The 14,866-nt window shown below is 73.2% G+C and carries 13 protein-coding genes and 2 pseudogenes; 8 read left to right on the top strand and 7 right to left on the bottom strand.

The genetic code is table 11. The annotated features are described in order from the left end of the window. Positions 1 to 50: 50 nt before the first annotated feature. Both ACFP2V_RS06705 and ACFP2V_RS06700 read left to right on the top strand, forming a co-directional pair. Complete coding sequence (locus ACFP2V_RS06705; RefSeq protein ID WP_381206877.1) at positions 51 to 719, top strand: pyridoxine/pyridoxamine 5'-phosphate oxidase; 669 nt, start codon at positions 51 to 53, stop codon at positions 717 to 719. Positions 720 to 1,186: 467 nt separating this feature from the next. Further along, positions 1,187 to 2,389, top strand: coding sequence for a flavin-containing monooxygenase (locus tag ACFP2V_RS06700; protein WP_381207543.1), 1,203 nt, complete (start codon positions 1,187 to 1,189; stop codon positions 2,387 to 2,389). A gap of 238 nt (positions 2,390 to 2,627) precedes the next feature. On the opposite strand, the gene ACFP2V_RS06695 is transcribed toward ACFP2V_RS06700, so the two are convergent. Next, complete coding sequence (locus ACFP2V_RS06695; RefSeq protein WP_381207540.1) at positions 2,628 to 3,872, bottom strand: MFS transporter; 1,245 nt, start codon at positions 3,870 to 3,872, stop codon at positions 2,628 to 2,630. A 200-nt stretch (positions 3,873 to 4,072) separates the two neighbouring features. Here ACFP2V_RS06695 and ACFP2V_RS06690 point away from each other — a divergent pair, with 200 nt between their 5' ends. Continuing rightward, entirely contained in the window at positions 4,073 to 5,173 is a 1,101-nt protein-coding gene (locus ACFP2V_RS06690) for a GlxA family transcriptional regulator (RefSeq protein ID WP_381206874.1), read from the top strand. 205 nt (positions 5,174 to 5,378) lie between these two features. After that, positions 5,379 to 5,549 (top strand): annotated as a pseudogene (locus tag ACFP2V_RS06685) (cyclase family protein); the annotation flags it as partial. Between the two features lie 488 nt (positions 5,550 to 6,037). Here the strand turns inward: ACFP2V_RS06685 and ACFP2V_RS06680 are convergent. Beyond that, positions 6,038 to 6,481, bottom strand: a complete 444-nt coding sequence (locus ACFP2V_RS06680; RefSeq protein ID WP_381206871.1) for an ATP-binding protein — start codon at positions 6,479 to 6,481, stop codon at positions 6,038 to 6,040. A 958-nt stretch (positions 6,482 to 7,439) separates the two neighbouring features. On the opposite strand from ACFP2V_RS06680, the gene ACFP2V_RS06675 reads away from it, so the two are divergent. Further along, a complete protein-coding gene (locus ACFP2V_RS06675) occupies positions 7,440 to 7,586 on the top strand; it encodes a hypothetical protein (RefSeq protein ID WP_381206868.1) in 147 nt (48 codons plus the stop codon). On the opposite strand, the gene ACFP2V_RS06670 is transcribed toward ACFP2V_RS06675, so the two are convergent. Together ACFP2V_RS06670 and ACFP2V_RS06665 are read right to left on the bottom strand one after the other, a co-directional pair. Continuing rightward, a complete protein-coding gene (locus ACFP2V_RS06670) occupies positions 7,565 to 8,077 on the bottom strand; it encodes an EF-hand domain-containing protein (RefSeq protein ID WP_381206865.1) in 513 nt (170 codons plus the stop codon). The genes ACFP2V_RS06675 and ACFP2V_RS06670 overlap by 22 nt on opposite strands. Positions 8,078 to 8,290: 213 nt before the next feature. After that, positions 8,291 to 8,671 (bottom strand): STAS domain-containing protein, encoded by a 381-nt coding sequence (locus tag ACFP2V_RS06665; RefSeq protein ID WP_381206862.1) that lies wholly within the window; start codon positions 8,669 to 8,671, stop codon positions 8,291 to 8,293. Between the two features lie 362 nt (positions 8,672 to 9,033). Between ACFP2V_RS06665 and ACFP2V_RS06660 the strand changes: the two genes are divergently transcribed. Together ACFP2V_RS06660 and ACFP2V_RS06655 are read left to right on the top strand one after the other, a co-directional pair. Continuing rightward, positions 9,034 to 9,615, top strand: a complete 582-nt coding sequence (locus ACFP2V_RS06660; RefSeq protein ID WP_381206859.1) for a sigma-70 family RNA polymerase sigma factor — start codon at positions 9,034 to 9,036, stop codon at positions 9,613 to 9,615. Next, positions 9,612 to 11,078: a maleylpyruvate isomerase N-terminal domain-containing protein gene (locus tag ACFP2V_RS06655; protein WP_381206856.1), complete on the top strand. Its 1,467-nt coding sequence runs from the start codon at positions 9,612 to 9,614 to the stop codon at positions 11,076 to 11,078. Before ACFP2V_RS06660 ends, ACFP2V_RS06655 begins: the two co-directional genes overlap by 4 nt. A gap of 98 nt (positions 11,079 to 11,176) precedes the next feature. On the opposite strand, the gene purU is transcribed toward ACFP2V_RS06655, so the two are convergent. Together purU and ACFP2V_RS06645 are read right to left on the bottom strand one after the other, a co-directional pair. After that, the gene (gene purU, locus ACFP2V_RS06650; protein WP_381206853.1) at positions 11,177 to 12,058 is read right to left on the bottom strand and encodes a formyltetrahydrofolate deformylase; all 882 of its coding nucleotides are present in this window, start codon (positions 12,056 to 12,058) and stop codon (positions 11,177 to 11,179) included. Positions 12,059 to 12,104: 46 nt separating this feature from the next. Further along, positions 12,105 to 12,605, bottom strand: coding sequence for an SCO4402 family protein (locus ACFP2V_RS06645; protein WP_381206850.1), 501 nt, complete (start codon positions 12,603 to 12,605; stop codon positions 12,105 to 12,107). 118 nt (positions 12,606 to 12,723) lie between these two features. On the opposite strand from ACFP2V_RS06645, the gene ACFP2V_RS06640 reads away from it, so the two are divergent. Further along, positions 12,724 to 14,040, top strand: a complete 1,317-nt coding sequence (locus ACFP2V_RS06640; RefSeq protein WP_381206847.1) for an ABC transporter substrate-binding protein — start codon at positions 12,724 to 12,726, stop codon at positions 14,038 to 14,040. A 154-nt stretch (positions 14,041 to 14,194) separates the two neighbouring features. Here the strand turns inward: ACFP2V_RS06640 and ACFP2V_RS06635 are convergent. After that, positions 14,195 to 14,866: pseudogene (locus ACFP2V_RS06635) on the bottom strand (hypothetical protein); the annotation flags it as partial.

Below are 14,866 nucleotides of genomic sequence, written 5' to 3'. Positions count from 1 at the left end.
ACCTGACGACGCGACCGGCTGACGACGCGACGGACAGGAACAATCGGGGCATGGGAACCGATCTTCACGAGTTGCTGTCGTCACTGCGGGTGTGGGACCCGGAGCTCACCGACCTGCCGGTGCTCGATCCGGCCGCCGCCCCCGCCGAGCCACTGCCGCTGTTCACCCGGTGGTTCGCCGAGGCGGTGGCGGCCGGGCAGCCCGAACCGCACACCATGTCCCTGGCCACGGCGGACCCGGAGGGGCTGCCCGACGTCCGGATCGTGATGCTGCACGGCGCGGACGCGGACGGCTGGTCCTTCGCGACCCACGCCCACAGCCGCAAGGGCGGCCACCTCGCCGTCCGCCCGCATGCCGCGCTGGCCTTCTACTGGCCGGTGCTGGGCCGCCAGGTCCGGGTCCGCGGGCCCGTCGTCACCGCCCCGGCCGAGGAGGCGCGGGCCGACCTGCGCGCCCGCTCGGCCGGGGCGCTGGCCTCCGCGCTCACCGGCCGCCAGAGCGAACTCCTCGGCTCCCCCGAGGAGCTGACCCGTGCCTCGGAGGCCGCCTGGGAGCTGGCCCGGCGGGAGCCGGACACCCCGGCCCCGTCCTGGACCCTGTACCGCCTGCGCCCGGACGAGGTGGAGTTCTTCCAGGGCGACGCCCTCCGCCGTCACACCCGTCTGCGCTACCGCCGGTCACCGCGGGAGGGGTGGACCAGGGAACTCCTCTGGCCCTAGGGAGCTCCCTGGCCCCGAGGACAGCGGCACCAGCGGGGCGGGGCCGTTCGGGCCATCGGCCCGAACGGCCCTACGGCCGGAACACGGGATCGCCCTCCCTGAAGGTCACCTCCAGGTCCGTCCCGGCCCGCGGGTCCGCCTCCGCCGTCGCCCCGCCGTCGCCCCGCCGCCGTCCCGTCCCTCCGCACGATCTCCGTCATCATCCGCGGCCCCTCGGCCGGATCGACGGCCGCGGCGGTGTACGGGGTGCGGCCCGCGCAAGGCGGCGGGCCGCACACGCCGCTTCCGGCAGCGCATGACGGCGCGTCAATTCAGTGCACCGGGGCGCGTTATGCAAGGCGCCCCTTCACATCCGGGCGCTCTACGCCACCGATCCCACCCCCGACTCCTCCAGACGTGATCAATCCGCAACCAATTCCGGTCTTGACCGAGACCCATCAACCATGGGCGAGATTACGCTCGCGCACATGGCCGACTCCACCACGCCCCCGAACCCCACGGCACCGCACCAGGAGGACCGTCCCGTCTACGTCATCGGCGGTGGTCCCGGCGGGCTCTCCGTCGCGTACGCGCTGCGCGCCCGGGGCGTGCGGGCGGTCGTCCTCGAACGGTCCGACAGCGTGGGGACGTCCTGGCGGCGCCACTACGACCGGCTGCGGCTGCACACCACCCGCCACCTGTCCGCGCTGCCCGGTCTGCCGATACCGCGCCGGTTCGGGCGGTGGCTCACCCGCGACGACATGGTCCGGTACCTGGAGAAGTACGCCGAGCACCACCGGCTGGAGATCGTCACCGGGGTCGAGGTCTCCCGCGTCGAACGCACCGCGGACGGCACCGGCTGGCTGCTGCGCGCCACCGGGGGCCGCGAACTGACCGGCGCCGCGGTCGTGATCGCCACCGGCCTCAACCACACACCCCGCCTGCCGGACTGGCCCGGCCGGGACGCCTACGCCGGCGAGTTCCTGCACGCCTCCGAGTACCGCAACGCGCGGCCCTTCGCCGACCGGGACGTCCTCGTCGCGGGGATCGGCAACACGGGCGCCGACATCGCCGTCGACCTGGTGGAGGGCAGGGCCTCCCGGGTGCGGGTGGCGGTCCGCACCGTCCCGCACATCGTGCGCCGCTCGACCGCGGGCTGGCCCGCGCAGCGTTCGGCCGTCCTGGTGCGCCGGCTGCCGGTCGGGCTCGTCGACCGGCTGAGCCGGGCCCAGGCCAGGGTCGCCCTGCCGGACCTCTCGGCCCAAGGCCTGCCGCGCCCCGACAGCGGTCTCTACAGCAGGGTGCGGGAGGGCGCCATCCCCGTGCAGGACGTCGGTCTGGTCGACGCCGTGCGCAAGGGAACGGTGGAGATCGTGGCCGCCGTGGAGGGGTTCGAGGACGGCAAGGTCGTCCTCGCCGACGGCGACCGGATCGGCCCGGACGCGGTGATCGCGGCCACCGGGTACGTCCCCGCCCTGGAGGGCCTCGTCGGCCACCTCGGCGTCCTCGACGGCCGGGGCAGACCCGTCGCCCGCGGCGCCGGCACCCCGCCCGGCGCGCCCGGCCTGCACTTCACCGGCTTCACCAACCCCATCACCGGCAACCTCCGTGAAGCGGCCATCGACGCGGAGAAGATCGCCAAGGCGCTGACCCGCCACGGGGCGCCGGGGATCGCCCGGCTCCCCGAGTGACGACCGCCGGGACCGGTCCCGGCACCGGAGCCGACTCCGGCTCGCCCCGGCCGGCCGGCGCCCTCGCCGGATCGACTGCGCCGTGCACACCGGCGGCATCGGCGGCGACCGCCTGATCGTGGTCGGTCGCGGGCACGCGCTCGGCACGGGCGACGAGACCGGCGCGCCCCTGCTGGTCCACCGGGGACGGTTCACCGAAGGGCCGTCCCCGGTGGACCAGCAGCCCGTCCGGCACCCGTCAGCCCACGGCGAGTCCCGGCGTACGCGGCCGCCTGCGGATCACCAGCGCCATCAGCGCCGCCGCCGCGCACAGGGCGCCGGAGGCGTACCAGACCACGTCGTAGGAGCCGAACACGTCCCGCGCGACACCGCCGAGGAAGGCGACGAGGGCGGCGCCGACCTGGTGGGAGGCGAGGACCCAGCCGAAGACGATGGCGCTGTCGTCGCCGTAGTGCTCGCGGCACAGGGCGAGGGTGGGCGGGACGGTGGCGACCCAGTCGAGGCCGTAGAAGACGATGAAGAAGATCATCGGGGGATGGACGCCGGGCGCCAGGAGCATGGGCAGGAAGAGCAGGGAGATGCCGCGCAGGGCGTAGTAGACGGCGAGCAGGCGGCGCGGTTCGAAGCGGTCGGTGAACCAGCCGGAGGCCACCGTGCCGACGACGTCGAAGATCCCGATGACGGCCAGCAGGGACGCGGCGGCGGTGATCGGCATGCCGTGGTCGTGGGACGCGGGCACGAAGTGGGTCTGGATCAGACCGTTGGTCGAGGCACCGCAGATCGCGAAGGAGCCGGCGAGCAGCCAGAACGGTCCGGTGCGCACCGCGGAGAACAGAATCTTGAGCGTGCGGCGGGCGGCGCCGGGGACGGGCTCGGGCTTGGGGACGAACTCCTGCGCCCCGTACGGCTTCTGGCCCACGTCGGCCGGGTGGTCGCGCAGCAGCAGCCAGACGAAGGGGACGACCGCGAGCGCGGCGAGCGCCACCGTGACGGCCGCCGGGCGCCAGTCGTACGTCGCGACGATCCAGGAGACCACGGGCAGGAAGATCAGCTGCCCGGAGGCGGACGCGGCGGTGAGGATGCCGGTGACCAGGCCACGGCGTGCGGTGAACCAGCGGTTGGTCACGGTCGCGGCGAACGCCAGCGCCATCGAACCGGAGCCGAGGCCCACCAGCAGCCCCCAGCACAGCATGAGCTGCCAGGCCGCCGTCATCCACACCGTGAGCCCCGAGCCGAGCGCGATCACGGTCAGGGCCACCGCGACGACCCGCCGGATGCCGTAGCGGTCCATCAGCGCCGCCGCGAAGGGGGCGGTGAGGCCGTACAGCGCGAGGTTCACGGAGACCGCGGCACCGATGGTCCCGCGCGACCAGCCGAACTCCTCGTTCAGCGGGTCGATGAACAGCCCCGGCACCGCGCGGAAGGCGGCGGCGCCGATGATCGTCACGAAGGTGACGGCGGCGACGAACCACGCGCGGTGGATGCGGGGGCGGCGCGGGCCGGGGCGGTTCCGCTTGCTGCCGGCCTGCGCTGCGGCCCGCTCCTCGGCGTCCGGCTGCTCCACGCTGTCCGGCTGCTTCACGGTGCCGGCTGTCTCGCTGGTCTGGGTCACGCCCTAGAGCTTCCGTGCGCGGAGCCCCCGTATCGAGTGGCCCGGAGGACAGTATTCGCTAGGATCGGGCCATGGAACCGGCCGACCGTACCCCCGGCGCCCCCGGCGCCCCCGGCGCCCCCGATGTCTTCAGGCCGCACCGCGTCGTCGTGCTCGCCCTGGACGGGCTGCTCCCCTTCGAGCTGGGTATCCCGCACCGCATCTTCGGCCGCCCCCGTGACGCCGGGGGGCGGCCGCTGTACGAGGTCGTCACCTGCTCCGTCCGGCCGCCCGGACGGGTCGAGACCGACGCCGACTTCGCCCTCCACGTCGCCCACGGCCCGGAGGCCCTCACCACCGCCGACACGGTGATCGTCCCGGCCTCCTACGAGCTCGGCCCGGTCTTCGACCGGGGCGAGCTGACCCCCGAACTGGCCGCCGCCCTCGCCCTCGTCCGTCCCGGCACCCGGCTCGCCTCCATCTGCACCGGCGTGTACGTCCTCGCCGCCGCCGGTTACCTCGAGGGCCGGCCCGCGACCACGCACTGGGCGGACGCCGCGCGGTTCCAGCGGCTCTTCCCGCGCGTCGAGGTCGACCCGGACGTGCTGTTCATCGATGACGGCGACATCCTGACCTCGGCCGGGGTCGCGGCCGGCATCGACCTGTGCCTGCACATGGTCCGGCGCGACCACGGCGCCGCCGTGGCCAACGACGTGGCCCGTCGTACGGTCGTACCGCCGCACCGCGACGGCGGGCAGGCACAGTACATCGAGCGGCCGGTGCCCGATCAGCAGCAGGCTTCCACGACCGGCGCCCGCGTCTGGGCGCTGGGCCGGCTGCACGAACCGGTCCAGCTGCGCGACATGGCCGCCCAGGAGTCGATGTCGGTACGCACCTTCACCCGCCGCTTCCGTGAGGAGACGGGGGTCAGTCCGGGGCAGTGGCTGACCCGGCAGCGGGTGGAACGGGCCCGGCATCTGCTGGAGTGCACGGACCTGTCCATGGACCAGGTGGCCCGCGACGCCGGGTTCGGCACCGCCCAGTCGCTGCGGCAGCACTTCCAGGCGGCGCTGGGGGTGACGCCGTCCGCGTACCGGCGGACGTTCCGGGCCGGAGGCGGGAATCACGAGGGCCACCGCGGGGGCGAGGGCGGGGGCGAGCGCACGGCCGCAGCGGCCGGCACCGGAAAGTGAACACCGCGCGGGCCTGCTCGAAGTCCTCCACCGGGTAGGCGGGGACGACGAGTTCGTCGAGGAGGCGCCCCCGCCGGTACGGCTCGGTGTCCGGGGCGATGTCCCGCCGGGGCGGGAGGATGGGGGGACGATCCCGCCCTTGGCCAGGCCGGAGTCGGCCCGGAAGACGGAGCCCTGGGGGTTGCCGCCGAGGAGGCCGGTCAGGGTGCCCGCGCTCGGCCTGGTGGACATGGACGTGCCGCAGGGCCGGAGCCGACATCCGGAAAAGTTGTCCACAGCCTGTGGAAGAACCGGCCGCTGCGCGTTTCCGCCGTCGGCGACACCCGAGCCGTTCGCCGGCGGAACGGGGTCCCCCGTCGCACCGGTCGCCGTCCTCCCGTACGACGGGACGTGCCAGGACGGCAGAACCCGCCCCCGAGCACGGCACGATGCCGCGTTGGCGACGGTGGTGGCGCGGCGCCGCCCGTCCCGAGCGCGGCGGCACCGCACCGCCTTCCGACTCCGGCGCTCCCGCCCGGCTCCCCTCGGCCATGAGGAAAGCGGCGCCGGAATCACGACCCACACTCGCCGAGGGCTCCCGTCGTCGAAGTCCTCGCCGTCCCCTCGCAGCGAATCGCTGACGACCAGAGTGATCACACGGTCACGACACGTCAACGCCGATTCATGCAGCCATGGTCGAATCTGCGCCATATGTCCGGCTATTCGGCGCCGCGCACGGAAGCACACCCGGCGCACCGACTCACGCCCCGACCCGCAGGACCGTCCCTCCATGCATCGGTGCACCTGCATGTACGCATGACCGTGCACCCGCCCACCGGATCCCCCAGGTCCCCCAGATCCCCGGCGCCTCGGAGTGCCGAGGCGCTACACGGCCTCGTACTCGAAGCCGCCCCAGGCCGGGGCGGCGGCCTTCCGCGCCGCCGCGCAGCGGTCGAGTTCGCACCAGATGCGCTTGCCGGCCCCGTCGGTGCTCCAGCCCCAGCGGTCGGCCAGGCCGTCGACAAGGGCGAGGCCGCGCCCGCCGGTCGCGTCGCCGTCCACGCAGCGCGGCACCGGCGCCCTGCAGCTCCGGTCGGCCACCTCGAGGCGGACGGTGTCCCCCCCGGCCGCCGCATCCGGCAGGGAGAGTCTCAGTACGGCCGGACAGCCGGTGTGCACCACGGCGTTGGTGACGAGCTCCGAGACGAGCAGGATCAGCGTCTCGGCGAGCGGCTCGTCGGCCGCTATCCCCGATCCGGCCAGACGCGAGCGGGCCCACCGACGGGCCCGCCCCACCTCAGCGGGGTCGGGCCGGATCTCCAGCTGCACTTGAAGCACCTGCACCGCTCACACCATCCGAACCGGCGGACACTTGGACTCGCGCCTCACGAGGGCCACGATCGTAGCCATTCTGTGCATGGCCTGGACAACGGCCGGGACAGGGGTCACGGAACGTGAATCCCCTATGGGCCAGCATGGTTGACGTACAGTCACGTCAACAAGCGCTTCGGGCATATTCCAGCGCGAAGGAGTACCCGTGCGGCATACTGTGCGACGCCCGCCCCGGCAAGTCGAACAGGCGGTGACAGCAGGCCTGGCAGCGCGGCGAACGGCGGCAGGCACCGGCCGTTCCGGACTCGCCTCGGGGGCAACTCCGGTGCGGTGCGTGCTCACAACCACTCGCATCCCACACAAGGTACCGGAGCGGACAGCCGACTCCGGGCCGTGACGAGTCACGCGTAGGACACAACCCGGTATCAACGCTCCGTGATACCCGGATGCCACAATCCGCGACATTCGCGCGGGGTGGTCCGCGACATCGCAGACAGGGGACGGGGCAGGCGGTTCCGGCGAGCGGTTCGACGGTGAGCGTCCCCTCACTCTCCGTGGTTCCTCCGGTGCTCCGGGCCCGCCCCCAGGCGCGTGCGAGGTGCGGTCGAACGTCCGCCTCCCAGGTGAAGCCCATGCCTTCGTGCACCTGGAGGCAGTCGCGGGCGCCGCGTAGCCGGCGGCGCGGGTGGTCTCCGCGCGGACCGGCATTCCGGCGCACAGGTGGGCCACCGCCCGGAAGGCCCCGAGCGGCCGAACCGTTCACGGGTCCGGGCGTGTTGCACCGCCGGTTCGCACGCGCGCGGGGCGGTGCCCGGTCGTCCGGCCGCGGGAGGAGGACGGCGGCCGGCTCGACGCCCTGGTCCGCCACGGGGCCCGTAGCGGCCGTGACGGGCACGGGAGCCGCGTCCGGGAGCGGTACGGAGGCCGGGGTCCCGGGGAGCCGACGCCGGAGCCGGTGACCGCGTATCTGCGCGCGGAAGGGCCGTCGGTGCACAAGCTGCCGGAGCGGCCGGAGGCGGCCGCGGCCCTCCCGCGCGGCGAGTCCCCGCGGAAGGCGCTCGCGTACAGGCCGCGGGAGCGCTACTCGGGGATGGTGAAGTAGCGGGCGAAGGCGCCCACGATCTCTTCCTCGCCGATCCTGCCGTCGCCGTCCGCGTCCAGCGTGGCGGCGACGGACCCCGCCAGTTCCTCCGGGACGCCGAGCACCCTCAGGACGCGGGCGATCTCCTCGACGCCCACCGTGCCGTCACCGTCGCCTCCGGCCACGGCGAGGGCCGCGTGCAGGAAGGGCCGGGCGATCTCGGCGAACCGGCCCGGGTTGTCCCGCAGGCGCTTGACCGCGCCGTTCACGAACTCCTCGCGGGTGATGCGCTGGTCGCCGTCGCGGTCGGCGATGCCCGCCATGCCCTGCCAGAAGGCCTCGGCGCCGCCGTACAGGGCCTGGCCCTTGTCGGACCGGGCCCGGGTGCCGAACTCGGCGAGCAGCGCCTTGGCCGCTCCGCTGAAGTCCTCGCGGTCGATGTAGCCGTTGCCGTCCTGGTCGAAGGTGGCGAAGCGGGCCGCGATCCTGCGCTCGTACTCGCTGGTGACCATGTCTCTTTCAGGCCGCCTTAGTCAGTGGGGTCACAGTGGGGGTCCTCTCGCTCGGAGCGTACGACGTGCGGCGCCCTCGTGAGCCCGGAAACGACGCTTGTACCAAGAACGGGAGAATTCCGGGACGACCATGCGGCCCGCACGGGCCTGCGCGGACACCCGCGGGGCGCACACGCCGCCCGCCCGCATCGGCCGCCGGCTTCCGGGGCCGGCTCAGGCCGACAGCGGGCGCGAGTCCCCGCCCACCGCGGACGGGACGTCCGGGTGGACGTCGAAGAGGCGGCGCACCCCGAGCGCGCCGAGCACCCGGTTGACGTGGCTGCCGTCGGCGGCTCCCTGGGCGGGAAGGATCAGCCGCAGACTGCCCTGGCAGGAGCGGAGCAGCCGACGGGTGGCGATGAGCACCCCCACGCCGCTGGAGTCGCAGAACCACACCTCGGAGAGATCGAGGACGAGGCTGTGTCTGCCGTCGGCCACGACGTCGTGCACGCGCTGGCGCAGCACCGGCGAGGTCATCAGGTCCAGTTCGCCCGACACCCTGAGCACGGCCCAGTCGCCCTGCTCTCCGTCGGTCACGTTGAAGGTCACCACCACGCCCTTCGCTCGCCGAAACGGAAGAAGTGCCTACGCTTCCTTGCAGCACGGCTGCCCACCGGCCTTGCCCTGAAACACGATCCGAGAAACGGTAACCGAACAGAAAAGGCTTGTTTCAATCGACTTCGATCTCATTCGATCGGTTCCGATCAGCGAGGGAGTGGGTAGGCAGGCCACCGGACGGCATCCGAGGTGCGCACCGGCGACCTTCTACCACCTCGGGCCCGGCGGGGGGCGCACATTGCCTCAAAGGGGCGTGCGTGCGCGTACGTGCCGACTACATTCGTGAAGTCGGCGGGCACCCGCCGGGCCGGACAGGGCCGTCCCGGGACGTCGGCAGGAACAGGGGGTGAAGGGGGCGCATGACACGACGGGACGTACCACCCCGCTGGGACCGCACGATGCAGCGGCGGCTCGCCCGTGGAGAGGCCGCCGCGCTCGGTGAGCTCTACGACCGGTTCGCCTCCCTCGTGCACGGCCTCGCCCACCGCGTCCTCGGCGACGAGGACGCGGCGGACACCGTCACGCGCGACGTCTTCGCCCACGCCTGGGAGCACCCGGACGCCTACGACCCCCAGCAGGGCCCGCTGCGCACGTGGATCGCCGCGCTGACCCACGGGCTGGCCGTCGAGCGGCTGCGCGCCGCCGGGACCGCCGCGCTCGCCCACGGCGGCGCCGGCAGCGCGGAGGATCTGGAGCACCAGGTGCGCCACGCCTCGGTGGCCGCCCGCGCGGACTACATCGTGCACGCCATGCCGGTTCCGCTGCGGGCCGCGCTGGAGCTGGCGTACTTCCAGCGCAGGGACTACCAGCAGACCGCCGCCGACCTCGGCGTCACCGAGGACGAGGCCCGCCGGCGCCTCCGGCTGGGCCTCCAGTTGCTGGCCACGGCCCACGACACCGAGGCCCCGGACGCCCCGCCCGGAATCGGGGGTGCGGCGTGAGCGGCGACCGTTTCGAGCCGTACGGCGACCGTGAGCACGCCGGCCATGACCACGAGGAGCACGAGGGAGACGGGGAGCGTCACGAGGACACGGCCACGGGCACACGCACGGGCCCGGGAAACGGGTCGGACGGTACGCGCGAGCGGGATGTTCCGCGCAGACCGGGTGGTGGCAGGGCCGGACCGGGCGACGGACCGGACCCCGGCGACGGCCCGGACCGCGATGCCGGGCCCGGCCACTCCGCCCCCATACCGCCGCCCCGCGCCTCCGTCGAGGACACCGGCCGCCTCCTGCCCGCACCGGCACCGATGCCCGAGCAGCCCGCCGGGGCCGCACCGCCGGCGCCCGAGCCGCTGATGCTGGAGCACCGGGTGCTGAAGTCGCTGCTGGGCGCGTGGGCGCTGGCCGCCTGCGCACCGGAGGAGACGGCAGCCGTCGAGGAGCATCTCGGCGAGTGCGGGGCCTGCGCCGACGAGGCGCTGCTCCTGCGGGACGCCGTCGGGCTGTTGCAGCGGCCCGAGAGCCTCGACCTGGACCCGGGGCTGCGCACCCGCGTCCTGGAGTCCTGCCTCAAGCGGCGTCCGCCGCGCATCCCCGTGCCGGACTGGGCCGCCGCCTACGACGCCGAGACGGCGCGGCTGGACGCGCTGCTCCAGGACTTCGGCGACACCGAGTGGCACGCGCCCGTGCGGCTGCGCTGGTACGAGGCCGACGAGGCGACCACCCGCCGCACCACCGTCGCCGGGGTCATCGCGCATCTGATGGCGGTCGACGGGCTGGTCGCGGCCGCCCTCGGCCTGCCCGATCCGCTCGGCGACCTCGCGCCCGAGCGGGCCACCCCGTCGGCCCGCACCGAGGCGTTCTGGCGCGGAGCCCACCACCCGCCGACCCGCTCCGTGCGGGCGCCCTGGCGTGCGCAGACCCACGAGCTGGTACGGACGGTGTCCTTCACCGGCAGCAGGGCGGGGCGGATGCCGGTCTCGTACGGCGGCTACGAGCTGCCGCTGCACGACGCGATGCTGGACCGCGCCTTCGAGTGCTGGGTGCACGGGGAGGACATCGCCGAGGCGGTGGACTATCCGTACGAGCCGCCGACCGGACGGCATCTGCACGGCATGGTCGACCTGGCCGCGCGGATGCTGCCGGCTGTCCTCGAAGCACGCCGGCAGGCCGGGCAGGAGGTCTCCACCGAGCGGCGGCTGGTCGCGGCCGGTGCGCCGGGGCGGAGTCTGCGGCTGGAGATCGAGGGGTCCGGCGGCGGGGAGTGGCTGATCCCGCTGGACTCCCCGGCGGCCAAGGGGTCCGCGGAGCACGAGGTGGCCCACATAGCGCTCGACGGCTCGGAGTTCTGCCGTCTGGCCGCGGGCCATGTGTCTCCGCAGGAGGCGGCCGCCGGGCAGGTCGGGGACAAGACCGCCATCCGGGACGTCCTGCTGGCGGCGGCCTCGATGAGCCGGATCTAGGCCCGTCCGGATCCAGGGCCCGTCCGTCGGATCGTGCCGGACAGGCCCTGGCCGCGGCGTTCCGGCCCCCGCCCCCGGGCCGCCCGTGTCCCGACGGCTCAGGCGAAGACCACCGTCCGCCGCCCGTTCAGCAGGATGCGGCGCTCCGCGTGCCACTTCACGGCGCGGGCCAACGCCTGGCACTCCACGTCGCGGCCGACGGCGACGAGCTGGTCGGGGGTGACGTCGTGACCCACCCGCTCGACCTCCTGCTCGATGATCGGGCCCTCGTCGAGGTCGGCGGTGACGTAGTGCGCGGTGGCACCGATCAGCTTCACACCCCGGGCGTGCGCCTGGTGGTACGGCTTCGCACCCTTGAAGCTCGGCAGGAAGGAGTGGTGGATGTTGATGATCCGCCCGGAGAGCTGCTTGCACAGGTCGTCCGAGAGGACCTGCATGTAGCGGGCGAGCACGACGAGTTCGACGCCCCCCTCGCGCACGATCTCCAGCAGCTTCGCCTCGGCCTCCGCCTTGGTGTCCTTCGTCACCGGAATGTGGTGGAAGGGGACGTTGTACGAAGCCACCAGTTCGGCGAAGTCGGTGTGATTGGACACCACGCCGGCGATCTCCACCGGCAGCGCACCGATCCGGGCGCGGAACAGCAGGTCGTTCAGGCAGTGGCCGAACCTGCTGACCATCAGGACGATGCGCATCTTCTCGTCGGCGCGGCTTATCCGCCAGTCCATCCGGAACGCGTCACCGATCGCCGTGAAGCTCGCCCGCAGCTTCTCCACGGTCACGGGGGCCTCCGCGGAGAAGTGGACCCGCATGAAGAACAGCCCGGTGTCGTGGTCACCGAACTGCTGGCTGTCCTCGATGTTGCAACCGGTCATGAACAGGTAGCTCGACACGGCGTGCACGATGCCCTGCTTGTCAGGACAGGACAGGGTCAGAACGTACTGGTCGGCCGGGGTCTCTGCTCGGGTGGGCTGCTCGCTCATGCGGAAAAGGGTCCCATACGCGGATCCCGGCCGGGGGGCCGTTCCGCTACGCGGACCGGGTCAGGATGTTCAGCACCTCAAGGGTCCGCGGCGGAGTGTCGGGGTCCTCCCCGTCACTGGTCGCCAGCCGCACGTGCGCGTCGCGCGCGGCACGCACCGCGTCCGGCCATCCCTCGTGCGCGAGGTAGGCGGTGACGGGCGCGTCCGGACCGACCTGGTGCATGATCCGCAGCACGCGCAGCACCGCGGTGTCCACGAGCGCCGCCTCCTGCGAGTCGCGGAAGATCGTGCCCACGTACTTCTCGGCGGACCAGTTGTCCAGCCAGGTGTCCTCGACCAGCCGGTAGACCGCGTCGGTGACGTCGCCGTAGCCGTCCACGCCGGCCAGCCAGACGCCGTGCTGGAACCCGGGGTCGGACAGCATGTGCAGCGCGGAGCGCACATTGCTGCGCCAGCGCCACCAGGGCATGTCGTTGAGTGGCATGCCGCCCATGGTGAAGGAGCGACGGCTTCGACGGGAAGAGTTCTCCGAACCTTGCACGGTCATCGATCGTACGTTTCCCCACGCCACCGATCACACCGGACCCGGCAATTCACCTCCACGTCACCATCTGTCTACCGAGAGTCACCTCATGGTTGGCGATGTGAGGGAATCGTGCGTGAACATGACCGGCAGTCCGAGCAACCGCAGCCGCAACCGCAGCAGCCTCCTCCCCCGCCGCAGCTCCCGGCCGTTCGGAGCCGGCGCCCTGACCTCGGGCGCGCTGGCGGCGACGATACTGGCCACCGGGTGCGGGGTCCTCCCCGGCCCGGGAGTCGACAGCGACGAACCGATCACCGTCATGACCTGGGCACCCGAGAAGACCAGCGCCACCAACAAGCCCGGCATGCCCGCTTTCGCCAAGGCGTATGCCCGCTGGGTGAACGCCGAGGGCGGCATCAACGGCCGCGAGCTCAACGTGATCACCTGCAACGAGCACAACGACAGCGTGGCCGCCTCGCGGTGCGCCCGGACCGCCGTCAAGGAGAACGTGGTCGCGGTCATCGGCTCGTACAGTCAGCACGCCGACACGGTCCTGCCGACCCTCGAGGGCGCCGGCATCCCGTACATAGGCGGCTACGGCATCACCACCGACGAGTTCACCAGCCCGCTGTCCTACCCCGTCAACGGCGGCCAGCCGGCGCTGCTGGCGGGCCTCGGCCGCGCCCTCGCCGACGTCTGCGGGCCGGTCACCCTGATCCGTCCCGACACCATCGCGGGCGACCAGCTGCCCCCGCTGCTCAACTCGGGCCTGTCCGCGGGCGACCACGAGCCGACCGCGGACCAGCGGGCGGCGGAGGAGGCCACCGAGTACGGCGGGCAGGCGAAGCAGGCCCTGGAGACCAGTACCGCCGACCCGGAGGCGGAGGGCTGCGTGGTGCCCGCGCTCGGGGACAGCACCAGCACCTTCATGGACTCCTTCCGGCGCGCCCGCGCCGACCACCCGGACGTGCGCACCGCGACCGTGCTGGGCAGCGTCGACCAGACGACGGTCAACACGACCGGCGGGGCATCGGGCCCGTACGAGGGGTCGTACGTCACCGGCTGGTACCCGGCGTCGAGCGACAAGCTCTGGGACCCGATGAAGGACGTGATCAAGAAGGAGGCGTTCGGCGACAACCGGATCGACCCCGCCGACGCCGGGGTGCAGACCACCTGGATCGCCTACACGGTGTTCCAGCAGGTCGTCGAGTCGCTCGGCGACGGCGAGGTGAGCGCCGACACCGTGACCCGGACGCTGAACAGTGGTCTGAAGGTCCAGACGGGCGGGCTCACCCCCACCCTGCGCTGGCAGTTCCAGGACAAGCTGGCCTCCGTCGGCTTCCCCCGGCTGGTCAACGCCAACGTGACCTTCCAGGAGGTCAAGGACGGCCGGCTCGTGTCCAGCCGCGACGGCTTCATCGACGTGACGGACACGCTGCGCAACGCCGACCTGGCCTGACGCGGCGAGGAGCGGGCCGCCCGCCACCGCCCCTCCGCCGTGCTCGTCGTCCTCCGTCAGCCCCACGCCGGCCCGCTCCGGTCACCGCACGCCGGCCGTCCGGACCGGGCCGGGCTCCGGCCGGTCACGGATCGGCCGGTCACAGATCGGCCGGTCACAGATCGGTCGGCTGCCGTTCGGTCAGGCTGTGCTGCTTGGCGATCGCGTTCCACAGCTGGGCGGCCTTGGTCTTCTCGGCGGTCGCGGTGCCGCTGTCCTTGGTGGCGGCCGCGGTCTCGCCGGTCGAGCGGGCCTGGCCCTTCCGGCAGCCCTTCTTGCCCGCGGTCTGGTCGGCCCAGGCCGCGTAGTGGCTGTCGGCCGACGCCGACGCCTGCCACGCCTTGGTGAGCGCGTCGGTGAGCGCCGCGTGCTCGGGCAGTTTGTCCACCGAGAGCGCGGTCAGGTCGGTGACCAGCTGGTTGCGCTGCCCGGCTGCTTCCCGCAGGTCCTCGGCCGCCTGCTGGAGGTCCTTGCAGGCCTTCACCTTCTCCACCGCGCTGATCACCGTGGACCGGCTGTCGCCGCTGTGGGCCAGCAGCTTGTCCAGCTCGACGGCCTGCTGCCGGACCGGGTCGACGGACGGCTCCGCCGACGGCTCGGCCGAGGGCGCCTCGCTCGCGGGCCCGGTGGCGGAGACCGGCTGGTTCTTGCTGTCGTCGTCGCCCCCGCCGCCGAGCAGCGCGCCCGCGCCGATGCCGAGGACCACGAGACCGACGCCGACCGCCGCGATCAGCGGCACCTTCGAACCCGTGCGGCCACCCCGGCCGCCCCGGCCTCCGGCGTCGCT

This window comes from Streptomyces incanus, from assembly GCF_042656345.1.
Lineage (GTDB): Bacteria > Actinomycetota > Actinomycetes > Streptomycetales > Streptomycetaceae > Streptomyces > Streptomyces incanus.
Note: the sequence above shows the minus strand (reverse complement) of the source record. Positions and strands in the feature narration are given on the sequence as shown.